This is a genomic window from Mitsuaria sp. BK037 (assembly GCF_014193045.1).
GTDB lineage: Bacteria > Pseudomonadota > Gammaproteobacteria > Burkholderiales > Burkholderiaceae_C > Roseateles.
The window spans coordinates 1,828,014-1,851,256 of the sequence record NZ_JACHYS010000001.1 but is presented as its reverse complement, the minus strand read 5'-3'; the positions used below and the strand labels follow the sequence as shown (position 1 = coordinate 1,851,256).

Here is a 23,243-nt window from a genome sequence, read left to right as displayed (position 1 = left end):
AACACGCGCGCATGCAACATCTCTTCCGTTCTCCGCTGCTTTGGGTCTCCGTGGTGGTGCTGGCGCTCACGGGCTGCCAGAACACACCGCATCGCGCGCCGGTGGAGGACCGCGCCGTCGGCAAGGGCGCGTCCGCGCAGTCCGCGATCCCGGGCACCGCGGTGACGCCCGCGCCGGAATCGAAACCGCTGCCCGGCGCCGAGAACGCCGGCAAGCCCGGCTACTACACCGTCAAGCCCGGCGACACGCTGATCCGCATCGCCATGGACAACGGCCAAGGCTGGAAGGACGTGGCGCGCTGGAACGGCATGGACAACCCCAACCTGATCGAAGTGGGTCAGGTCTTGCGCGTGGCGCCCCCGGGCGTGGATCCGACCGCGGTGACGACCAAGCCGCTGGCGAGCTCGAAAGTCGAGACCCGGCCGCTGGATGGCAAGTCCCCGGCTCCGGCGACGGGCAGCGCGTCCGCCGCCTCGGCGCCCGCCACCGCCGCCGCGACGCCCGCACCCGCCACCCGCGACGATGACGACATCAGCTGGGGCTGGCCCGCTTCCGGCCCGGTGGCCGCGGGCTTCGACGAAGTCCGCAACAAGGGCCTGGCGTTCTCCGGCAAGCCCGGCGACCCGGTGTTCGCCGCCGCCGATGGCCGCGTGATGTACGCGGGCGCGGGGTTGCGCGGATACGGCAACATGATCATCATCAAGCACAGCACGAACTATCTGACGGCCTACGCGCATAACCAGACGTTGCTGGTGAAGGAAGACCAGGTGGTGCGCAAGGGCCAGAAGATCGCCGAGATGGGCAGCAGCGACGCGGATTCGGTGAAGCTGCACTTCGAGGTGCGCAAGCAGGGCAAGCCGATCGATCCGTCGAAGCTGTTGCCCGCGCGCTGAGGGCGCTCAAGGAGGCGCCGCAACATGACCTTGCAACGCGCCTCTTCGTCAGATGGACTCTCGCCCGACGGCCTGGACCGCCCCGGTCATCCAGGCCGTTTCAGATTGCCGCCCGAGCTGGCGGCCGAGTCCGCCGAGCCGGCTGACGACCATGACGCCGCCGCGCCGGCCGAGGGCGATGCGGCGGACAGTCCCGAGGTCGTGGCCGACGAGGACGATGAAGTCCGCGCGCTGCGCAGCGCCGAGTCCGAGGACGGCAAGAGCAAGTCCAGGAACGGCAAGGGCGACCTGGGTCCCGCCGACGGCGACGCGACCAACGCGCTGCAGGCCTACCTGCGCGACATCCGGCGCACCCCGCTGCTGACGCCCCAGGAGGAGTACGACACCGCGGTCAAGGCGCGCGCCGGCGACTTCGAGGCGCGCCAGGCGATGATCGAGCACAACCTGCGGCTGGTCGTCAGCATCGCCAAGAACTACCTGGGCCGCGGCCTGCCGATGAGCGACCTCATCGAGGAAGGCAACCTCGGCCTGATGCACGCGATCGGCAAGTTCGAGCCCGAGCGCGGTTTCCGTTTCTCGACCTACGCCAGCTGGTGGATCCGCCAGGCGGTGGAGCGCGCGCTGATGCATCAGGCGCGGCTGGTGCGGCTGCCGGTACACATCGTGCGCGAGCTCAATCAGGTGCTGAAGGCGCGCCGCGCGCTGGAGGCGCTCGCGGCGCAGCGCGGCGGCGAAGGCGCGGTGCGCGCTGAGGATGTCGCGCAAGCGCTCGGTCGCCCGGTCGACGAGATCGCCGAGCTGCTCGCCTATGCGGAACTGCCCAGCTCGCTCGATTCGCCGGTGGACCGCAATGGCGACGGCGGCGAATCGATGCTGGACCTGGTTGCCGACGAGCAGGCGGTCGACCCGGCGGGCCACCGGCTCAGCCATGAGCTCGAGGACCTGCTCAAGAGCGGGCTGGCCTCGCTGAGCGACCGCGAGCGCGAGGTGCTCGCCGGCCGCTACGGCCTGGCCGACCGCGAGCCCGAGACGCTGGACATCCTCGCCGTGCGGCTGGGCCTGACCCGCGAGCGCATCCGGCAGATCCAGATCGAGGCGCTGGCCAAGCTCAAGCGCAACATGATGCGGCAGGGCATCAGCCGGGATTCGATCTTCTGATTCGCGGCGCTCGCCGTGACGCCCGCGCCGGACGTCGCTGGGATAATGCGCGCCCATGACTGATGTATCGGAATGGCTGAAGGTCGAGTCGCTGGACCTTGAAGCGCAGGGCGTCGCCCACAACAGCGAAGGCAAGGTCGTGTTCATCGAGGGCGCCTTGCCCGGCGAAGAAGTCCAGGTCGCCGTCGGCCGCAAGAAGAACAACTGGGAGCAGGCCGCGATGGTCGCGATGCGACGCGAGAGCGCGCAACGGGTGCGGCCGGTCTGCCCGCATTTCGGGCTGCATGCCGGCGCCTGCGGCGGCTGCAAGATGCAGCACCTGCATCCCGGCGCCCAGGTGGCGGTCAAGCAGCGCGTGCTCGAGGACAACCTGTGGCACCTCGGCAAGGTCAAGGCCGAGGCGCTGCTGCGCCCGATCGAGGGACCGGCCACCGGCTACCGCTATCGCGCCCGCCTGTCGGTGCGCTACGTGCCGAAGAAGGGCCACGTGCTGGTCGGCTTCCATGAGCGCAAGAGCCGCTACATCGCCGACATGCAGGTCTGCAAGGTGCTGCCCGAGAAGGTCAGCGCGATGCTGCTGCCGCTGCGCGAGCTGATCGGCGCGATGGACGGCCGCGACCGCCTGCCGCAGATCGAGTTGGCCATCGGCGACAACGGCGGCACGCAGGTGATCGCGCTGGTGCTGCGCCACCTGGAGCCGCTGAGCGCGGGCGACGTCGCCCGGCTGCGCGCCTTCGCCGCCGAGCACGGGGTGCAATGGTGGCTGCAGCCCAAGGGGCCGGAGACGGTGCACCTGCTCGATGCGGACGGACCGGAGCTGGCCTACACGCTGCCGGAGTTCGGCGTCGTGATGCCGTTCAAGCCGACCGACTTCACCCAGGTCAACCACCACATCAACACGGTGCTGGTCGGCCGAGCGCTGCGGCTGCTGGGCGTGCAGGCCGGCGAGCGCGTCATCGACTGGTTCTGCGGCCTGGGCAACTTCACCCTGCCGCTGGCGACGCAGGCGCGCGAGGTCCTCGGCATCGAGGGCAGCGAGGCGCTGGTGCAGCGCTCGCGCGAGAACGCCAAGCGCAATGGACTCGACCACAAGGCCAGCTTCGTCGCGCGCAACCTGTTCGAGATGACCCCGCAGCTGCTGGTGGCCGACGGCGCCGCCGACCGCTGGCTGATCGATCCGCCGCGTGAGGGCGCCTTCGCGCTGGTCAAGGCGCTGGCGGACCTGGTCCAGGACCCGTCGCTGGCACCCGGCTGGACGCCGCCCGAGCGCATCGTCTACGTGTCCTGCGCGCCGGCCACGCTGGCGCGCGACGCGGGGCTGCTGGTCAACGTGGCCGGCTACCGCTGCGTGCAGGCCGGCGCGGTGAACATGTTCCCGCACACGGCGCACGTGGAATCGATCGCCGTCTTCGAGCGCGATCCGCAGGCGCAGGCGCAAGCGCAGGCCCAGGCCCAGGCCCAGGCCCAGGCCCGGACCGCGGCGCAGGGCGACGCCTCGCCGCCGCCGAGCGCTGGCTTCATCGCTTGATGAGGCTGGCGGTGGGCGGAGCGGGCGCAGGGTGAGTCGTCGGCCCGGGGCGCGCTCGTAGAATCGGCAGCTTCGGTTTCTCGCCTCGGCAGGTTCTCCAGATGTCCGGCAGCACTTTCGGCAGCTTGTTTCGCGTCACCAACTTCGGCGAGAGTCACGGCCCGGCCATCGGCTGCGTGATCGACGGCTGCCCGCCCGGGTTGGCGCTGTCGGTCGAGGACATCCAGCCCGAGCTGGACCGCCGCCGCCCCGGCACCTCGCGCCACGTCACGCAGCGGCAGGAGCCCGATCAGGTCGAGATCCTGTCCGGCGTCTACGAGGGCCTGACCACCGGCACGCCGATCTGCCTGCTGATCCGCAATGTGGACCAGCGCAGCAAGGACTACGGAAACATCCTCGACACCTTCCGCCCCGGCCACGCCGACTACACCTACTGGCGCAAGTACGGCTTGCGCGATCCGCGCGGCGGCGGGCGCTCGTCGGCCCGGCTGACCGCGCCGATGGTGGCCGCCGGCGCCGTCGCCCGCAAATGGCTGAAGCAGGAACTGGGCGTCCGGTTCCGCGGCTGCATGACGGCGCTGGGCGAGATCGACCTGGCCTTCGAGGGCTGGGAGCACGTCGGCCAGAACCCCTTCTTCGCCGCCAACGCCTCGCAGATCCAGGCGCTGGAGGACTACATGGACGCGCTGCGCAAGGACGGCGACTCGGTCGGCGCGAAGCTGATGGTCGAGGCCACCGGCATGCCGGCCGGTCTGGGCCAGCCGCTGTTCGACAAGCTCGATGCCGACATCGCCTACGCGATGATGGGCATCAACGCGGTCAAGGGCGTCGAGATCGGCGCCGGTTTCGACAGCGTGCGCCAGCGCGGCAGCCAGCATGGCGACGAGCTGACGCCGGCGGGCTTCGCCAGCAACAACGCCGGCGGCGTGCTGGGCGGCATCTCCAGCGGCCAGGACCTGCGCGTGTCGATCGCGATCAAGCCCACCAGCTCCATCCGCACGCCCAAGGCGTCCATCAACCGCGCCGGCGAGCCCACGACGGTCGAGACCTTCGGCCGCCACGATCCCTGCGTCGGCATCCGCGCGACGCCGATCGCCGAGGCGATGCTGGCGCTGGTCGTCATCGACCACGTGCTGATGGACCGCGCGCAGTGCGGCGACGTCGAGCTGCCCATCCCTGCGATCGCCGCGCATCGCTCTGACGCGGGCTGAAGCCGCGACCGCGCCTGCACGCCGGCGCGGTCCCCGTCCGTCCCCCGACTGCCTCATGGCCCGATCCACCGCCCCGTCGGCCGTCCCGGCGACGCCGGACGGCGCCCGCGTGCTGCGCGCGAGCGCGCTGCTCGGCTGCGCCTATTACGGCAGCATCGGCCTGTTCAACCCGTTCGCGCCGCTCTGGTACAAGTCGCTCGGCCTGCCGGTGGTGGCGATCGGGCTGCTGGTGTCGATGCAGAGCTGGACCCGGCTGTTCGCGCCCTACCTGTGGGGCCTGGTGGCCGACCGCAGCGGCCGGCGCGTCGAGCTGATCCGGGCCGCGGCGCTCGCCTGCTGGATCAGCGCCTGCGGCCTGCTGCTGGTGTCGCCGAGCGGCAGCGGCGCGTCGGTGCTCGGGCTGACGCTGGTCGTGTTCCTGATGTACTTCTTCAACGCCTGCGTGACGCCGCTCAACGAGGCGCTGATCGCGCATGAGCTGGCCACCAGCGGCGGCATGGATCCGAAGCGCTACGGCCGGGTGCGGTTGTGGGGTTCGGTCGGCTTCCTGGCGACCGTCGTCGGCGGCGGCTGGTGGTTCGACGCGGCCGGCATGGCGGTGTTCCCGTGGACCATCGTCGCGGGGCTCACGACGCTGGTGATCGCCGCCTGGCGGCTGCCGCGGAGAGCCGCCGTCCAGCACGACGCGGCCGCGCCGGTCTCCATCGCCGCCACGCTGCGCCGACCGGAAGTCGGCTGGTTCTTCCTCGGCATGTTCTTCACCGTGCTGGCGCACACCGCCATCTACGCCTTCTACAGCCTCTACCTGGACCGGCTCGGTTACGGGAAGGGGCAGGTGGGGGCGCTGTGGGCGGTGTCGGTCGCGGCGGAGATCGCCTGGTTCGCCTTCCAGGGCCGCTGGGTCCGGCAGCAGCACCTGCATCACTGGCTCATCGTCGCGGCGCTGCTGGCGGCGTTCCGGCTGGCCGGCACCGCCGGCCTGGGCGCGAGCCTCGTGGCGATGGTCCTGCTCCAGTGCTGCCACGCGGTCACCTTCGCCGCGCAGCACACCGCCTGCATCGGCCTGATCGGACGCTATTTCCCCGGCCGGCTGCAGGGCCGCGGCCAGGCGCTGTACGCGGTGCTGGGCTACGGGGTCTCGGGCGTGCTGGGCAGCCTGGGCGGCGCCTGGCTCGCCGAAAGTCATGGCTACGCGGCCTGCTTCTGGGCCGCGTCGGTCGCCGCGCTCGTCGGCGCGGTCTGTCATTGGCGCTGCGCGAAGCGCGATCCGCTGCAGGCGGCCTGAGCGCCGCCGCCCGGCCCGGCGCTATGGCCGCACCGGTTCCGAAAGCCAAAAGGCAATCGGGTGCCATCGCCTTCTTCTGCGCTTTCGTCGCTCCGACTAGCAATTTGTCGTTGAGACGGCCGATTTCAGTCCCAGAGATAAGCAGGCCATGACGCACAAACAGCAGTTCGTCGCGTCTGTCTCCCGCATCAATTTGGGGATTCCTACACTCCGCCGCATTCAAGGATCATCGAACCGGTGATCCCGTGTCGACGGATGGGGGAGATCATGCGCAAGCAATGGTGGTTGGGTGGCGTGGCGGTGGCCGTCCTGGCGGGCGGCGCCGGCGTGTACGCCACGAGCGGGAGCAGCGCTCCGGCGGCGAAGAAGGACGCGGCCAAGCCGGCCCTGGAGTTCCAGGCGGGCGAGGTCATCAAGCCGACGATGGCGCCGATGCCGGGCCTGATCGAGTTCTCCGGCCCGCTGGTCGCGCCCAATACCGTGATCGTCCGCGCCAAGGCCTCGGGCAGCCTGGACCGCCTGACGGTGGGCGAGGGCAGCCGGGTCAAGGCCGGCCAGTCGCTGGGCCAGCTGGACCTGGAGGAACTGCGCCACAAGGTGGCCGAGCGCAACGCCAGCGTCGAATCGGCCCGCGCCATGTACGAGCAGTCCGAGCGCCAGTACAAGGCCAACCAGGGCCTGGCCTCGCAGAACTTCATCGCGCCGACGGCGCTGGACAACTCCCGCGCGCAGCTCGAGTCCGCGCGCGGCCAGATGCTGTCCGCGCAGGCGCAGCTCGGCACCAGCGAGGTCCTGCTGCGCCAGGCCGCGCTGATCTCGCCGATCGACGGCATCGTCGCCAAGCGGCACACGTTGCCCGGCGAGAAGGTCGCCGCGGAGCAGCAGGTGCTGACCATCGTCGACCTGTCCAAGCTGGAGCTCGCCGGCCTGGTCGGCACGCACGAGGTGGGCAAGCTCTCGCCCGGCATGACGGTGCAGGTGAAGGTGGAGGGCAGCGATGAGCCGGTGACGGCCCGCATCGCCCGCATCGCGCCGGCCGCCGAGCCCGGCACCCGCTCGATCGGCGTGACGCTGACGCTGGACAACACCGGCGAGCGTTTCCGTGCCGGCCAGTACGCCGTCGCCCGCGTCGAGCTGCCCGACGACAAGCCGCGCCTGACGGTGCCGTCCACGGCGGTGGGCGCGGTGTCCGGCCAGGAACATGTCTGGCTGATCGAGAAGGGCATGCTGGTGCGCCGCATCGTGACCACCGGCCGGCGCGATCCGCGCGAAGGGCGCGTCGAGATCCTGGCTGGCGTGACGCCGCAGTCGCAGGTGCTGGGCGCGCGCTTCGACAACCTGAAGGAAGGTGAGCGCGCCGAGATCCGCGCGCCCAAGGCCAGCATGGCCAGCGTCGCCGCGAGCGGCGCGACCGCCCAGTAATCGCCGTCCGGGCCCTGCGGCGGCGGCGCCGCTGCCGCGCCCGGGGCCCGGCGGAAAGAACGACAAGAACGGCCGACCGCCGGTGCCGCGCGCGTCTGCCTGGCCCGACCGGCCCGACCGGCCACGACCGAACCGAACCCTCGAAGGGAGCTTCCCATGTGGATGACCCGTGTCTCGATCCGCAACCCCGTCTTCGCCACCATGGTCATGGTCGCGTTGTGCGTGCTGGGGCTGGTCGCCTATTCCAAGCTGGGCGTCGAGCAGTCGCCCGACATCACCTTCCCCGGTGCCCAGATCGACATCCAGTACCCGGGCGCCTCGCCCGAGGCGGTGGAGCGCGAGGTGGCCAAGCCGCTCGAGGAGGCGCTCAACACCATCGCCGGCGTGGAGCGGGTGCAGTCGCGCAGCTTCGAGGGCCGGATGCAGGCCTCGGTCGAGTTCTCGCTGAACGCCGACATGAACCGCGGCATGCAGGAGATCCGCGACCGCGTGGCGCAGGCCCAGGCGCAGTTTCCGCGCGACGTGAAGCCGCCGATGGTGCAGCGTTTCCAGACCGAGAACGCGCAGCCCATCATCGTGGCCGCGCTGATGAGCCCGGACCGCACGCTGCGCGAGCTGTCGATGATGGCCGACCTGACCGTCTCCAAGCGGCTGGGGCGCGTCGAGGGCGTGGCCAAGGTGGACGTCGGCGGCATGGCGGTGCGCGAGGTTCGCATCGACCTGGACCCGACCCGCTTGCGCGCCTTCAACATCACGCCGGCGCAGATCTCGGCGGCGCTCAACGCCGCCAACACCGACGCGCCGGTGGGCCTGATCTCCAACCGCTTCGATGACGCGATGCTGCGCGTCGAGGGCAAGGTCAAGGATCCGAAGGAATTCGCCAATGTCGTTGTCGGCCGCCGCGGCGACCTGCCGCTGACGCTGGGTGACCTCGGCACGCTCAGCGAGCGCGAACGCGAGCTCGACAGCATCGCCCGCATCAACGGCCAGCCCGCCGTCACCTTCAACATCTTCAAGCAGCAGGACGCCAACATCGTCGCCACCGGCGAGGCGGTCAAGGCGGCGGTCGAGGAGATGCGCAAGACGCTGCCCAAGGACATGGAGCTGCGGCTGGTCTACGTCAACAGCGACTTCGTGAAGCATTCGCTGGACGGCCTGCGCCACACGCTGATCGAGGGCGCGCTGCTGACCATCGCCATCGTGTTCCTGTTCCTGCACAGCTGGCGCTCGACCATCATCACCGGGCTGACGCTGCCGATCTCGGTGATCTCCAGCTTCATCGCGATCTATGCCTTCGGCTTCACGCTGAACTTCATGACGATGATGGCGCTGAGCCTGTGCATCGGCCTGCTGATCGACGACGCCATCGTCGTGCGCGAGAACATCGTGCGCCACGTCGGCATGGGCAAGGACCACCACCGCGCGGCCGAGGACGGCACCAACGAGATCGGCCTGGCGGTGATGGCCACGACCTTCGCGATCTGCGCGGTGTTCGTGCCGGTCGCCTTCATGGGCGGCATCGTCGGCAAGTTCTTCTATCCCTTCGGCATCACCGTCGCGGTGGCGGTGCTGGTGTCGCTGTTCGTCAGCTTCACGCTCGACCCGATGCTGTCCTCGGTCTGGCCCGATCCGCCGAGCACCTACATCAAGAAGGTGCCGGTCATCGGCCACCTGGTGCGCGCGACCGACCGCGGCATGGACCTGCTTCACGACGTCTACGAGAAGACGCTGCGCTGGGTGTTCTCCGGCCGCCGCTACCGGATGCTGGTGCCGCCGCTGCCGGCCTTCGGTCGCCCGTTCGGGCCGGACGGCCAGCGCCTGAAGAGCGCGCCGCGCCGCCTGCGGCTGGCCACCATCACGCCGCGCGGCATCGTGACCGGCTCGGGCATCGGCAGCTTCGTGCTGGCCCTGCTGCTGGTGCCGGCGGTGGGCAGCGAGTTCCAGCCGCAGATCGACCAGGGCTTCACCCACCTGACGCTGCGCATGCCGGTGGCGACCAGCCTGGAGCGCGGCGAGGCCAAGGTGCGCCAGGTCGAGGAGATCCTGGCCACCTTCCCCGAGATCAAGACCGTCGCGACCGTCGTGGGCAGCAGCGGGGAGGGCATGGCCACCGGCCGCAACCAGGCCAACCTGGACATCGCGCTGGTCGACCGCAAGCTGCGCAAGCGCACCCAGATGCAGGTGGAGGACGCGATCCGCGCCGAGATCGCGCGCATCCCCGGCGTCGAGGTCAGCGTCGGTTTCAACCGTCCGGTGTGGGTGACCATCCTCGGTTCCGATCCGGAGGTGCTGACCCAGGTGGCCAAGGACTTCGCCGAGAAGGTCAAGAAGATCAAGGGCGCGGTGGACGTGGACACCACGGTCAAGCCGGGGCTGCCGGCCTACGCGGTCAAGCTCAAGGACTCGGCGGTGCGCGAGCTGGGGCTCAACGCGGTGCAGGTGGCGTCCTCGCTGCGGGCCTACGTCAACGGCGACATCGCGACCTACTGGACCACGCCCGACGGCAACCAGGTCGAGGTGCTGCTGCGCCTGCCCAAGGCGCAGCGCCAGAGCATCGAGCAGATGCGCAACCTGCCGGTGGCCTTCGCCCGCGACGGTTCGCCGATCGCGCTGGAGCAGGTCGCGACCATCGAGCCGGTGTTCAACCCCGAGGTGATCCGTCGCCAGAACCTGCAGCGCCGCGAGGCCGTCTACGCCGGCGTGCAGGGCCGCCCCGGCGGCGACGTCAACGCCGACGTGCAGAAGCTGATCAAGGAGACGCAGCTGCCGCCGGGCATCAGCTTCATGGTCGACGGCGACGGCAAGCAGCAGGCGGAGGCCTTCAACGGCCTGCTGATCGCGATGGGGCTGGCGCTGATCTTCATCTACATCGTGCTGGCCAGCCAGTTCGGCAGCTTCGTGCAGCCGATCGCCATCATGGCCTCGCTGCCGCTGGCGATGATCGGGGTGATGCTGGCGCTGCTGCTGTGGAAGACGACGCTGAACGTGTTCTCGATGATCGGCCTGGTGATGCTGATGGGCCTGGTGACCAAGAACGCGATCCTGCTGGTGGACTTCGCCAACCATGCGCGCAAGGATCAGGGTCTGTCGGTGCCGGAGGCGCTGCTGCAGGCCGGCCTGACGCGGATGCGGCCCATCATCATGACGACCGCGGCGATGGTGTTCGGCATGCTGCCGATGGCGATCGCGCTCAACGAGGGCGGCGAGATCCAGGCGCCGATGGGCCGCGCGATCATCGGCGGCGTGATCACCTCGACGATCCTGACGCTGGTCGTGGTGCCGGTGATCTATTCCTACCTGGTGAAGGGCCGCAAGACCTTCGCGGCGGCGTCGACGCCGACCGACGCGGACCTCGACGCCTCGGCGGATGACCGCTCGGCGGGCCCGGCGATCGGCCCAGGCACGCCGACGCCAGGCATCGCCGACTGAGGCCGCACGCGCGACGGGCCAGGCGCCCGTCGTGGATGGCACGGACGCCGGATCGGCAACGATCCGGCGTTGTCGTTCATGACGGTGCCTAGCAGCTCTCGCGCAGGACCAGCTCGAAGCCCAAGTCCAGGCAGGGCTCGGGGACCGCTTCGTTGCGCATCAGCGCGACCAGCATGCGTGCGGCCTCCAGGCCGATCTCGCCGCGTGGCGTGCGCACGGTGCTCAGCGGCGGCAGCATCTGGCCGCCGCCGGTGAGGTCGTTGAAGCCGGCGACGGCGACGCGCTCGGGCACCCGGATCCCCAGCCGCAGCGCCTGCAGCAGCGCGCCCTGGGCCAGGTCGTCGTTGTTGAAGAAGATCGCGTCGACATCGGGCACGGCCTGCAGGACGCGCTCGAACATCGCCGCGCCGAGCGCGAACGACGACGGTGCCGCGTCCATGAACTCCAGCGCCGGATCGTGCGCCGCGCCCAGCGCTTCCCGATAGCCCTGCGCGCGCTGCAGCGTGCGCGGGTCCAGCTGCGCTGCGGCGAAGGCGATGCGGCGATAACCGCGCCGCATCAGCTCGGCCGTCATCGCGTGACCGGCCGCCTGCTGCGAGAAGCCGACCGAATACAGGCCCGGCTCGCCGCGGTTCTCCATCACGTGGACGCAGGGCACGCCGCTGCCGTGGATCAGCGCCCGGGCCGCGTCGGTGCGGTCGAAGCCGGTGACCAGCAACCCCGCCGGACGGTTCATCAGGTAGGTGCGCAGCAGCGCCTCTTCTTCCTCGGGGTGGTAGTGGGTCACGCCGATCAGGCTCTGGTAGCCGGCCGCCAGCAGCGTGCGCTGCGCCGCGTCCAGCAGGTCGACGAACAGCGCGTTCGACAGCAGCGGGATCAGCACCACCACCTGGTTGCTGCGCGAGGATGCCAGCGCCCGGGCCGCCGGATCCGGCACGTAGCCGAGCTGGGCGACGGCCACGGTGACGCGCTGGACCAGCTCCGCCGCCACGCTGCGCTCGCCGCGCAGCGCGCGCGAGGCGGTGATCGGGCTGACGCCGGCGGCCAGGGCGACGTCTTGCAGCGTGGCCCGGCCGGTGGCGCGGCGGCGTTTGGAGGAGGGCGGGTTCATCGGCGGGAGGATAGGGCTATCCCCCTGCGTCGCCAGCCGGGTCGGACCCGAGGCCTGTGGCCCGGCGAACCGCGGCCGCGCATCGATCGACGCGCCCCGAAACTACGCGTAATCCCTCTCCTGGTGCCTGGATGCACCACCTAAGATAGCGCTATCCCAATCGTCGGACGCCCGCCTTGGCGTCCGACCGGACCGGGAATTTCCTTGCGTGACGAGGACCGACGGCGATTCCGGACTACCGCTCGCCGTCTCTTTTCAGCCAGTGGGATAGCGCTATCCGATGACTTCGCCGACCGCCACCGCCGCTTCGATCCCGGGCCCGATCCCGGCCACGGCCCTTGTCGTCATGGGGGTCGCGGGCTGCGGCAAGACCAGCGTCGGCGAAGCGCTGGCCCGCGCGCTGGGCTGGGGCTTCATCGAGGGCGACGCGCACCACGCGCCGGCCTCCATCGCCAAGATGCAGGCCGGCCAGCCGCTGGCCGACGAAGACCGCTGGGGCTGGCTGGACCAGCTCGGGCAGATGCTGCGCACGCAGGCGCCGGTGGTGCTGAGCTGCTCGGCGCTCAAGCGCGCCTACCGTGAGCGGCTGCGCGCCGCCTGCCCAGCGGTGCGCTTCGTCTACATGGACATCGACAAGCCGCTGGCGCTCCAGCGCGTGGCGGCGCGGGCCGACCGCCATTTCTTCTCGGCGACGCTGGTGGACAGCCAGTTCGCCACGCTCGAGCCGCCGACCGGCGAGCCGGGCGTCGTGACCGTGCCGGCGGCGCTGCCGCTGGACGAGCAGGTCGGGCGCGCGCTGGCGCTGCTCGCCGTGCCCCCCTCCCAGGAGATCGACGCATGAGCATGTCCGACCACGATCCTTCCTCCGCGGCCGGCGCGGACGCCACCGCGCCGCGCTCGCGCCTGCTCCTGGCCGGCGAGGCCGCGATGGCGCTGTGCCTGGGCGTGATGGCGCTGGCGGTGTTCGTCAACGTCGTGCTGCGCTACGGCTTCGGCGGTGGCATCGCGGCCAGTGAGGAGCTGTCGCGGCTGCTCTTCGTCTGGATGGTCTTCATCGGCGCCACCGCCGCCTACCCGCTGGGCGAGCACATGGCCTTCACCAGCCTGCTGCTGCCGCTGCGCGGCAAGCCCGGCGCGCTGCGGGCGGTCACCGGGGTGATCCGCCTCGCGGTCATCGCCGCGGCGGGCCTGGTGGGCTGGGGCGCCTGGCAGCAGGTGGTCGTCGGCATGGACAGCCGCTCGGTGGTGTTGGGTTATCCCACCGCGCTGCTGCCGCTGCCGGCGCTGCTGTCCTGCGCCGCCATCGCGGCGATGGCGGCCTGGGAGCTGGTCCGCGGCAAGCCGCTGGACCTCGAGCACGAGTCGGACGTCGAGTAAGGACGGGGCAGGTCGATCATGAGCAACGAGGCACTGTCCTTCATCGTCTTCGTCGGCGGCATGGTGCTGCTGATGGGCATCGGCATCCCGATGGCCTTCGCGCTGGTGCTGACCGGCGCCGGCATGGCCTGGGCGCTGGAGTTCTGGGACACCCAGCTGCTGGCGCAGAACCTGGTGGCCGGCATCGACAGCTTCCCGCTGCTGGCCGTGCCCTTCTTCATCCTGGCCGGCGAGCTGATGAACGCGGGCGGCATCAGCCGCCGCATCATCCAGATGGCGCAGGCCTGGGTCGGCCACATCCCCGGCGGGCTGGGCTTCGTGGCGATCGGCGCCTCGGTGCTGATGGCCAGCATGAGCGGCTCGGCGCTGGCCGACACCGCCGCGCTGGCCACCATCCTGCTGCCGATGATGCGACGCCATGGGTATCCGATGGCGACCTCCGCCGGGCTGATCGCCTCGGGCGGCATCATCGCGCCCATCATTCCGCCGTCGATGCCGTTCGTGATCTACGGCGTGACGACCAACACCTCGATCTCGGCGCTGTTCCTCTCGGGCATCGTGCCCGGGCTGGTGATGGGCCTGGGGCTGCTGGTCGCCTGGAAGCTGCAGCTGCGCAGGATCGACCTGCCGCCGGGCACCGCGCTGCCGATGCGCGAGCGGCTCAAGGCCACCGCCCAGGCCTTCTGGGCGCTGCTGATGCCGCTGATCATCATCGGCGGCATGAAGACCGGGGTGTTCACGCCGACCGAGGCCGCGGTGGTGGCCGCGTTCTACGCGCTGGTCATCAGCTTCGTCGTGCACCGCGAGATGGGCCTGCGCGACTTGCACGGCGTGCTGGTGCGGGCGTCCAAGACGACGGCGATCGTGATGTTCCTGTGCGCCGGCGCGCAGGTGGCGAGCTACATGATCACGCTGGCGGACCTGCCGGGCGTGCTCACCGGCTGGCTGGGCGGGCTGATCGAGTCGCCGCGGCTGCTGATGGCGCTGATGATGCTGATCCTCGTGGTGATCGGCACGGCGCTCGACCTGACGCCGACGATCCTGATCTTCGCGCCGGTGATGCTGCCCATCGCGGTCAAGGCGGGCATCGACCCGGTGTACTTCGGGCTGATGTTCGTGCTCAACGGCGCGATCGGCCTGATCACGCCGCCGGTGGGCACGGTCCTCAACGTGGTGGCCGGCGTGGGCCGGCTGTCGATGCACCAGGTCATCAAGGGCGTGAATCCGTTCCTGCTGACCTACGCGCTGATCCTCGTCCTGTTCACCGTGTTCCCCGAGCTGGTCATCGCGCCCGTCAAGTGGATGCGCTGACCGGCCGCGACCCTTCCCTGATCCTCAGCGACCCTCGTACCCAGGAGACAACCATGAGCTTCAAGACCCGCCGCAACACCCTGGCCGCCGCCGTCGCGCTGGCCGCCGTCGCGCTGAGCGCGGCGCTGCCCGTGTCATCGGCGCAGGCCGCCGACATCAAGCCGCGCCTGATCCGCTTCGGCTACGGCCTGGCCGAGAACAGCAACCAGGGCCGCGCGGTGAAGGTCTTCGCCGACGAGGTGGCGCGGCTGTCGGGCGGCAAGATGAAGGTGCGCGCCATCGGCGGCGCCGCGCTCGGCCCGGACACCCAGATGCAGCAGGCGCTGATCGGCGGCGCGCAGGAGATGATGGTCGGCTCGACCGCCACGCTGGTGGGCATCGCCAAGGAGATGGCGCTGTGGGACACGCCCTTCCTGGTCAACAACGTGCGCGAGGCCGACGCGCTGCTGGACGGCCCGGTCGGCGACAAGGTGCGCGGCAAGCTGGCCGACAAGGGCATGGTCGGCCTCGTCTACTGGGAGAACGGCTTCCGCAACCTGACCAACAGCAAGCGCGCGGTCAACCGGCTGGAGGACCTGGACGGCATCAAGCTGCGCGTGATGCAGAACAACGTCTTCCTGGACAGCTTCAAGCAGCTGGGCGCCAACGCGGTGCCGCTGCCGTATTCGGAGCTGTTCTCGGCGCTGGAGACCAAGGCGGTCGACGGCCAGGAGAACCCGTACAACACCATCCTGTCGGCCAAGTTCTACGAGGTGCAGAAGTACCTGACGGTGACCAACCACGTCTATAGCCCGTGGATCGTGACCGTGTCGAAGAAGTTCTGGGACGGCCTGTCCAAGGACGAACAGGCGGTGCTGCAGCAGGCGGCGATCAAGAGCCGCGACTTCGAGCGCAAGGACACGCGCGACGAGGCCGCCAAGGCGCTGGCCGAGCTCAAGGCCAAGGGTATGGCGGTCAACGAGCTGAGCCCGGCGGAGACCGCCCGCATGCGCGACAAGCTGACCCGCGTGAATGCCGGTGTGGCGACGCAGGTCGGCATGGACCTGTGGAACGAGACCCAGGGCCAGTTGGCCAAGCTGCGCGGCGGCAAGTGAACGGCAAGTGAGCGGCACGTGGGCAGCGCGTGAGCGACAGGTGAGCGGCAGCTGAGCGCCCAAGGACGGCTCGTCACGGTATAGGCTGCGGGTTCCGACGCGACCGGCGTCGCTTCTCGACCGCTTCATCCATGACGACGTCTTCCCGCCCGCCCCGCCGCGGCTCCCGTGCCTTGCCCGCCACCGATCCCGATGGCATCGGCCCTGCCGGCGGTGCCGGCGCCGAGGGCGTCCTCGAGGTCCCGATGCGCACGCGCGCGCCGGTCCCGGCCCAGGAGGCGCCGCGTTCCATCGACCTCGCGCTGCAGGGCGGCGGCTCGCACGGCGCCTTCACCTGGGGCGTGCTGGACCGGCTGCTCGAGGACGGCCGGTTGCGCATCGACGGCGTGTCGGGCACCAGCGCCGGCGCGATGAACGCCGCGGTCATGGCCACCGGCTTCGCCCGCGGCGGGGCGCTCGGCGCGCGCCAGGCGCTGTCGCGCTTCTGGCAGGACGTCTCGGGCGTGCCGGCCTGCTTCGGCGTCGTCGGCGAGACCAAGGGCCCGGAGGAGGCCGCGCGGCGCGAGACGCCGGCCTGGGTCTTCAACCGCAGCGCCTGGCCCGGCATGGCGGCCTGGGACGCCTGGCTGCGGCTGTGGAGCCCTTACCAGCTCAATCCCTTCAACCTCGATCCGCTGCGGGACATCGTGCGACGCCATGTCGATGTCGACGCGCTGCGCGAGGGACCGATCAAGGTCTTCGTCACCGCCACCTCGGTGCGCACCGGCCAGCCGCGGGTGTTCAGCGGGGAGGACCTGGGCATCGAGGCGCTGATGGCCTCGGCCTGCCTGCCGCACAGCGCGCAGACAGTGGTGATCGACGGCGAGCCCTTCTGGGACGGCGGCTTCTCGGGCAACCCGGCGCTGTGGCCGCTGGTCTACGGCACCCACTCCGACGACGTGCTGCTGATCCAGATCAATCCGCGCGAGCACGCGGGCATTCCCCGCACCGCGTCCGAGATCGACGACCGCATCAACGAGATCACCTTCAACGCGAGCCTGGTGGCGGAGCTGCGCGCGATCGCCTTCGTGCAGCGGCTGCTGCGCGACCGGCGCATCGATCCGACGCGCTACAAGCAGATGCGGCTGCACCGCATCGCCGACGAGGACGGCCTGGCGCCCTTCGGCGCGTCGAGCAAGCTCAACACCGACCCGCGGCTGCTGACCACGCTGTTCGTGCTCGGCCGCGAGGCCGCCGACAAATGGCTGACGACCTGCGCGCGGCACGTCGGCCACGACAGCACGCTGGACATCGGCGAGGTGTTCCTGGCCAATCGGGTGCGCAACGCGCGGCCGGCGGTCAAGGCGCCGGTGAAGGCGCCGGAGAAGGCAGTGGCGAAGGCGCCGGGCAGGGCGGGTAAGGGCGGCAAGGCCTGACCCTGGGACGCAGGGTCGACGGTCGACCGGCGGCGGCGGACTTTGCCGTCCGCGGCGCGACACCGCGACCGCCGCGAGGCCTTCGAGATCAGCTCAACCGCCGAAAGCGCAATTCCTCGATCAGCGTGTCGTTCCCCACCGTCTTGACGCGCTGCTCGACCACCTCGACGCGGCCGTCGGCGGCGAGCTGGCGGATCTCGCGCGCGGCGCTGTCGAAGACCAGCGGATGCTCCAGGCCGGAGCCGGCGTGCGGCAGGTCGACAAGTTCCCCGGGGGACGAGTCGAGGAACACGGTCATGGCGATCGAACTCATGCTGGACCTCACGAGCTGGACGAACACGGCGCGACTTTATGCGGCATCGCAGCAAGTGCAAGGGCCTGACCCTGGCATTTCATGACTTGGATTCGGTCACCGCACCTGCCGGCATGCTGCGGCCGGTGTTGACTGCCGGTCCTCGTCGAAGCGCATCGCGTTCCAGCCATGGCGGCCCCAGTACCGCCAGTCCTGCACCATCACGTCGACGGGCAGCTTGCGGCGCGGAACTCGCGCAGCGTGTCGACGATCTCTCCGACGAATGGAAGCGTTTACGGCAGTGGATGTAGCCGTAGCTATATTGGTATTACCAGTCTACGTGGATAAGTTGTCTGGCCTTACCAATACAAACACCTAGAGAGCGCCGAGGGATCCGCGGTCATCCTGCCGGGGCCGATCACTCCGCAACCGCACCCCCTTGAGCACGACATGACCCCCTCACGACGCCCCCTTTTCACCCGCCGCAGCATGCTGGCCGCAGCCGCGGCGCTGCCGCTCGCTGGCGCTTCTGGCCTGACCGCCTCGGCGCCGCGGCGCGCGCAGGAGCGGGCCGACCATCTGCTCTGGTATCGGCGTCCCGCCACGCGCTGGGAGGAAGCGCTGCCGCTGGGCAATGGCCGGCTCGGCGCGATGGTCTTCGGCCGCGTGGGTCAGGAGCGGTTGCAACTCAACGAGGACACGCTGTGGGCAGGGGCCCCGTACACGCCCGACAACCCCGAAGCCCTGGCCGCGCTGCCCGAGGTGCGTCGCCTGCTCGACGAAGGCCGCTACAAGGAGGCCACGGACCTGGCCAGCGCCTGGATGATGGCCCGCCCGCTATGGCAGATGGCCTATGGCTCGCTGGGGGACCTGCTGCTCGACTTCGACGGCGCCGAGGCGCCGCGCACCTACCACCGCGAGCTGGACCTGGACACCGCCATCGCCACCTTGCACCACGAGAGCGCGAGCGTCTCGATGCGGCGCGAGGCCTTCGTGTCCGCGCCCGATCAGGTCGTGGTGCTGAACCTGCAGGCCGCGCGCGGGCGCATCGCCTTCGAACTCGCCTGCCGCGGGCCGCGCAAGGCGACGTACGCCAGCCCCGATTACCAGGGCTCCGCGACGGTGCTGGTGGCGGACCAGCCGGTCGACTGGATGCAGCGCGAAGAGGCTGGCTTCGAGCAACCCGATCACGTGAAAGTTGCCGACGACCAGGGGGCCTTGCTCGTCACCGGCCGCAATGAGGCCGGCCCCGACACGGCCCCGGGACTGACCTACGCGATGCGCGTGAAGGTCGTCACCGACGGCCGCGTCGAGGTGACACCCGAGGGCCGGCTGCGCGTCAGCGGTGCCCGCAACGCGACGCTGTTGATCGCGGCCGCCACCAGCTACGTCAACTTCCGCGACACCAGCGGCGATCCCGTCGCCACGGTGCGCCGGCACACCGTGGCCGCAGCCGCCAAGCCCTACGCCGCGCTGCGCCGCGACCACGTGCGCGACCACCAGTCGCTGTACCGCCGCTTCACGCTGGACTTGGGTCGCACGCCCGCCGCAGGGCGGCCCACCGATGAGCGAATCGCCGCCGCCGAGAAGTCCGACGACCCGGCACTGGCCGCGCTGTACCTGCAGTACGGCCGTTATCTGCTGATCGCCTCATCGCGCCCCGGCACGCAGCCGGCCAACCTGCAGGGCATCTGGAACGAGGGCGTGAATCCGCCCTGGGGCAGCAAGTACACGATCAACATCAACACCGAGATGAACTACTGGCCCGCCGACGCGGCGGCGCTGGGCGACTGCGTGGAGCCGCTGCTGCGCATGGTGGAGGAACTGGCCGTCACTGGCGCGCAGACCGCCAGGACGATGTATGGCGCGCGTGGCTGGGTGGCGCACCACAACACCGACTTGTGGCGGGCCGCGGCGCCGATCGACGGCCCGCTGTGGGGTCTGTGGCCCTGCGGTGGCGCCTGGCTCTGCAACACGCTGTGGGACCACTGGGATCACCAGCGCGACGCCGCGCTGCTCAAGCGGCTGTATCCGCTGCTGGAGGGCGCTTCACAGTTCTTCCTGGATACGCTCGTGAAAGACAAGGAGGGCCGCGGCCTCGTCACCTCGCCGTCCATCTCGCCCGAGAACTGGCATCCCCACGGCTCATCGCTGTGCGCCGGCCCGGCGATGGACCGGCAGATCCTGCGCGACCTGTTTGACCGCACCGTGCATGCCGGCCGGCTGTCGGGCGCCGATGCGGACTTCCTGGACCGCGTGGCGGCCGCGCGCTCAGCGCTGGCACCCGACCGCATCGGCCGGCAGGGGCAACTCCAGGAGTGGCTGGAGGACTGGGATGCCGGCGCGCCGGACCAGCAGCATCGCCACGTCTCGCACCTGTACGCCGTCTATCCGAGCAGCCAGATCAACCCGCGCGACACCCCCGAGCTGCTGAACGCGGCCAAGACCAGCCTGCGACAGCGTGGCGACCTGGCGACCGGCTGGGGCACGGCCTGGCGGCTGTGCCTGTGGGCGCGCATGGGGGAAGGCGACCATGCCCACCAGGTGCTGAAGACGCTGCTCGGGCCGCAGCGCACCTACCCCAACATGTTGGACGCGCATCCGCCATTCCAGATCGACGGCAACTTCGGCGGCACCGCCGGCATGCTCGAGATGCTGGTGCAGTCGTGGGGCGGCGAGGTCCACCTGCTGCCCGCGCTGCCCCAGGCGTGGCCCCGGGGCACCGTGCGTGGCATGCGCGTGCGCGGCGGCCTGGACCTGGACATCGAATGGCGCGACAGCCGTCCCGTTCGGCTGTCGCTTCGGGGGCCGGCCGGTACGAAGGTCCTGCTGCGCCACGGAGGTCGCCGGATGACGGTGGTGCTGGATCACCGGGGGCGGGCGACCCTCGACGGCCTAGCGTTCTCCCGCGAGTCGCAACCCGGGATCGGCTAGTCCAGGGCCCAGCCGCCCAGGTGCGACGCGGCAGGGCGATGCCGGTTCACATCCCGCGGCAGCGGGGTGCGTTGATGCCGCGACGCCTAGGTCGGCGTAGCCACCTTGAACCGCGCGATCGCCTCCGTCAGCGCCATGGCCTGCTGGCGCAGGCTCTCGGCCGCCGCGGCGCTTTCCTCGACCAGGGCCGCGTTCTGCTGCGTGCCGCGGTCGATCGCCGCCACCGCCTCGTTCACCTGCACGATGCCCTGGGTCTGCTGCTCGGTGGAGGCGTTGATCTCGCCCATCAGGTCGGTGACCTTGCGCACCTGTGACAGCACCTCGCCCATGGTGCGGCCGGCTTCCTGCACCAGCACGCCGCCGGCGTCGACCTTCTCGACGCTGTCCGAGATCAGCGTCTTGATCTCCTTGGCCGCCTGCGCGCTGCGCTGCGCGAGCGCGCGCACCTCGCTGGCCACGACCGCGAAGCCGCGGCCCTGTTCCCCGGCGCGCGCCGCTTCCACCGCGGCGTTCAGGGCCAGGATGTTGGTCTGGAAGGCGATCCCGTCGATCACGCCGGTGATGTCGCCGATGCGCTTGCTGGAGCCGGTGATGGCCGCCATCGTGGTGATGACCCGGTCCACCACCTCGCCGCCCTGGCCGGCGACCTGCGCCGCGGCGTCCGCCAGGCCGGTGGCCTTGCGCGAGGTCTCCGCATTGACCTGCACCGTCTCCGTCATCTGCGCCATCGAGGACGCCGTCTGCTGCAGCGCGCCGGCCTGCGATTCGGTGCGGCTGGACAGGTCCTGGTTGCCGGTGGCGATCTGTGTCGACGCGGTCGCGATGCCGTCCGCGGCCTGGCGCACATTGGTGACCATCGTCGACAGGTTGCCGCTCATCGCCTTGAGCGCCGTCAGCAGCTGGCTCAACTCGTCGCGGCCCTCGACCTGGATCTCGTCGCGCAGGTCGCCGTCGGCCACCGACTGCGCGACCTGGATCGCGCGGTTCAGCGGCCGGGTGACCGCGCGGCTGATCAGCCAGCCCAGCAGCCCCGCCACGCCGGCCGACAGCAGCGCGGTCGCGATCAGCAGCATCCGGTCCTGCGCGAACAGCGCGGTCGCGGCCTGGGTCTCGGCGGTCGAGCGCTCGTCCTCGTAGCGGATGAAGTCGCCGGTGGCCGTCAGCAGCGCCGCCAGCAGCGGCCGGCATTCCGCGTTCATCTTGCTGATGGCCTCGTCGCGTTGGCCGTCCTTGGCCAGGCCCACGATCGCCAGCGCGACCCGGCCGTACTGCTGCTCGATCGCATCGACCTTGTCGAAGAGCGTCCGGTCCTGCGCGGTCGCGTCGGCCGCGGCGGCCAGGTGCCGCTTGAGCCGGTCCAGCGACTGCTGCACCGCCTCATGGGAACGAGTGACCGCCTCCAGCTCCAGCGCGCGGTCCTGCGGCGTGCTCACCAGCACCAGGTTGCGCGCCGAGATGGCCCGCGACTTCGCTGCGGATTGCAGCTCGACGACCAGGCGCTCCCGCGCCGCCACGCCCTGCAGGTAGGTCTCGACGCGCGAACTGGACTGGTTCAGCCAGTGCAGCGCCGCGCCGGCCACGGCGGCGACGATCACCGCCATCACGCCGAAGCCCGCCCACAGCTTGGTCTTGACCTTGAGATCTGAAAGGTTCATTGGTGTTCCCCCTGAAAGATGCCCGGGCCGTCATCGCAGCCTGTCTGATCTTCGGCGTTGGGTCGCGACTTCTCAAGAAGCACCCGGCGCAAGGCGGTGTGCGGCGATTGCCTACACGGCGAAGGCGTGGGCCAGCCCGGCCACCTCGCGCTCGAAGACCATGCGCTCGCGCAGCACCGCCTGCCGCGCCGGGCGAGACAGCTCCAGGTAGAGCTCGAAATCGCGCATCAGCCCGGCCGCGCCGGCAAACACCTGGTCCACCTGGTCGGGCTTGAAATAGCACTCGTCGGGCAGCGCGTAGTCGCGCGCGGCGCCCACGTCCAGGGCGAAGACGCAGCAGTCGCGCATCAGCGCCTCGCGCGCCAGCCGGTCCTTGCCAGGGAAGGTGCCCAGGTCGATGAAGAGCTTGCTGCGCCCCAGCGCCTCGTAGACCTGGGCCCGCGTCAGGCCGCGGATCAGGTGGACCTTGCAGCCGTTCTCGCGCTCCAGCCGAGCGGCGATCGCGCCCACGTCGTAGACCACCTTGTGGTTGGCGTTGAGCGCGATGTCGGTCTTGGCGGCGGTCTCGAAGACCGGCTCGCCCGCGGCCGGCACCGGCTTGCCGGGCGTGTAGTCCGACAGCGGCAGCGTGCGGGTGCAGCCCAGCGCCTGGATGACGTCGCGCGCGTAGCCCGACTGGTAGGTGTGCAGGACGCGCTCGCTGCGCAGCAGGTTGAGGTTGATCTTGTTGACCGACAGGTACTCGAAGGCGTTGTCGATGCTCAGCCACCAGACCATCGGCTTGCAGGGCTGGAAGTAGCGCAGCCAGTGCACATAGGTCTCGGCCAGGACGACGCAGGTGTCCGGCGTCATCGCGATCTCCTCGGCCAGCCGCACCTGGTACTTCTCGTAGTCGGCGACGGTGTTGGGCCGCGGCTGCAGCTTGAGCACCGTGCCGGCGCCCAGACCGTTGCGGCGGAACAGGTCGTCGACGGCCGGCAGGTCGGTGGGCAGCACGTACCAGACGCGCGCGTCGTGGCCCTGGCGGATCAGCGAATCCGACAGCTGGTGCAAGGCCTCCGGCCCGCCGGTCTGCACGCCGTGGGGAATCAGGATGACGATCTGCTGCTTCGCGTTCATCGGTGGCCT

Annotated in this window: 17 protein-coding genes; 13 read left to right on the top strand and 4 right to left on the bottom strand. The window is 70.4% G+C overall.

From position 1 onward, the window contains the following. Window positions 1–11: 11 nt before the first annotated feature. The 7 genes from FHT37_RS07570 to FHT37_RS07540 all read left to right on the top strand — a co-directional run bounded on the left by FHT37_RS07570 (window position 12) and on the right by FHT37_RS07540 (window position 10,926). On the top strand, window positions 12–893 hold the full coding sequence (locus FHT37_RS07570; protein ID WP_183479920.1) for a peptidoglycan DD-metalloendopeptidase family protein: 882 nt from the start codon (window positions 12–14) through the stop codon (window positions 891–893). A 24-nt stretch (window positions 894–917) separates the two neighbouring features. Beyond that, window positions 918–2,051 (top strand): RNA polymerase sigma factor RpoS, encoded by a 1,134-nt coding sequence (gene rpoS, locus FHT37_RS07565; protein ID WP_091724843.1) that lies wholly within the window; start codon window positions 918–920, stop codon window positions 2,049–2,051. Between the two features lie 55 nt (window positions 2,052–2,106). Further along, window positions 2,107–3,579, top strand: coding sequence for a 23S rRNA (uracil(1939)-C(5))-methyltransferase RlmD (gene rlmD, locus FHT37_RS07560; protein WP_183479918.1), 1,473 nt, complete (start codon window positions 2,107–2,109; stop codon window positions 3,577–3,579). A 101-nt stretch (window positions 3,580–3,680) separates the two neighbouring features. Further along, a complete protein-coding gene (gene aroC, locus FHT37_RS07555) occupies window positions 3,681–4,790 on the top strand; it encodes a chorismate synthase (protein ID WP_183479902.1) in 1,110 nt (369 codons plus the stop codon). 55 nt (window positions 4,791–4,845) lie between these two features. Beyond that, a complete protein-coding gene (locus tag FHT37_RS07550) occupies window positions 4,846–6,075 on the top strand; it encodes an MFS transporter (RefSeq protein WP_183479900.1) in 1,230 nt (409 codons plus the stop codon). Between the two features lie 267 nt (window positions 6,076–6,342). Then, window positions 6,343–7,497 carry an efflux RND transporter periplasmic adaptor subunit gene (locus FHT37_RS07545; RefSeq protein ID WP_183479898.1) on the top strand — a complete coding sequence of 385 codons (1,155 nt, stop codon included), beginning with the start codon at window positions 6,343–6,345 and terminating at the stop codon, window positions 7,495–7,497. 156 nt (window positions 7,498–7,653) lie between these two features. Then, window positions 7,654–10,926, top strand: coding sequence for an efflux RND transporter permease subunit (locus FHT37_RS07540; protein WP_183479897.1), 3,273 nt, complete (start codon window positions 7,654–7,656; stop codon window positions 10,924–10,926). A gap of 88 nt (window positions 10,927–11,014) precedes the next feature. On the opposite strand, the gene FHT37_RS07535 is transcribed toward FHT37_RS07540, so the two are convergent. Continuing rightward, complete coding sequence (locus FHT37_RS07535; RefSeq protein ID WP_183479896.1) at window positions 11,015–12,037, bottom strand: LacI family DNA-binding transcriptional regulator; 1,023 nt, start codon at window positions 12,035–12,037, stop codon at window positions 11,015–11,017. Between the two features lie 346 nt (window positions 12,038–12,383). On the opposite strand from FHT37_RS07535, the gene FHT37_RS07530 reads away from it, so the two are divergent. The 5 genes from FHT37_RS07530 (at window position 12,384) to FHT37_RS07510 (ending at window position 17,234) form a co-directional block, all read left to right on the top strand. Then, on the top strand, window positions 12,384–12,878 hold the full coding sequence (locus FHT37_RS07530) for a gluconokinase (protein ID WP_183481389.1): 495 nt from the start codon (window positions 12,384–12,386) through the stop codon (window positions 12,876–12,878). Next, window positions 12,875–13,414: a TRAP transporter small permease gene (locus tag FHT37_RS07525; protein WP_409072692.1), complete on the top strand. Its 540-nt coding sequence runs from the start codon at window positions 12,875–12,877 to the stop codon at window positions 13,412–13,414. The genes FHT37_RS07530 and FHT37_RS07525 overlap by 4 nt, the downstream gene beginning before the upstream one ends. A gap of 18 nt (window positions 13,415–13,432) precedes the next feature. Next, window positions 13,433–14,725, top strand: coding sequence for a TRAP transporter large permease (locus FHT37_RS07520; protein ID WP_147241587.1), 1,293 nt, complete (start codon window positions 13,433–13,435; stop codon window positions 14,723–14,725). Between the two features lie 53 nt (window positions 14,726–14,778). Beyond that, window positions 14,779–15,819 (top strand): TRAP transporter substrate-binding protein, encoded by a 1,041-nt coding sequence (locus FHT37_RS07515; protein WP_183479895.1) that lies wholly within the window; start codon window positions 14,779–14,781, stop codon window positions 15,817–15,819. Window positions 15,820–15,950: 131 nt separating this feature from the next. Beyond that, entirely contained in the window at window positions 15,951–17,234 is a 1,284-nt protein-coding gene (locus FHT37_RS07510; protein ID WP_255489513.1) for a patatin-like phospholipase family protein, read from the top strand. A gap of 88 nt (window positions 17,235–17,322) precedes the next feature. On the opposite strand, the gene FHT37_RS07505 is transcribed toward FHT37_RS07510, so the two are convergent. Beyond that, complete coding sequence (locus tag FHT37_RS07505) at window positions 17,323–17,547, bottom strand: hypothetical protein (protein WP_147241610.1); 225 nt, start codon at window positions 17,545–17,547, stop codon at window positions 17,323–17,325. A 429-nt stretch (window positions 17,548–17,976) separates the two neighbouring features. Between FHT37_RS07505 and FHT37_RS07500 the strand changes: the two genes are divergently transcribed. Next, window positions 17,977–20,460 (top strand): glycosyl hydrolase family 95 catalytic domain-containing protein, encoded by a 2,484-nt coding sequence (locus FHT37_RS07500; RefSeq protein ID WP_221210976.1) that lies wholly within the window; start codon window positions 17,977–17,979, stop codon window positions 20,458–20,460. A gap of 86 nt (window positions 20,461–20,546) precedes the next feature. Here the strand turns inward: FHT37_RS07500 and FHT37_RS25630 are convergent, their stop codons facing one another. Further along, window positions 20,547–22,115, bottom strand: a complete 1,569-nt coding sequence (locus tag FHT37_RS25630; protein WP_183479894.1) for a methyl-accepting chemotaxis protein — start codon at window positions 22,113–22,115, stop codon at window positions 20,547–20,549. A gap of 111 nt (window positions 22,116–22,226) precedes the next feature. Then, on the bottom strand, window positions 22,227–23,234 hold the full coding sequence (locus FHT37_RS07490) for a hypothetical protein (protein WP_091724829.1): 1,008 nt from the start codon (window positions 23,232–23,234) through the stop codon (window positions 22,227–22,229). Window positions 23,235–23,243: the final 9 nt, after the last annotated feature.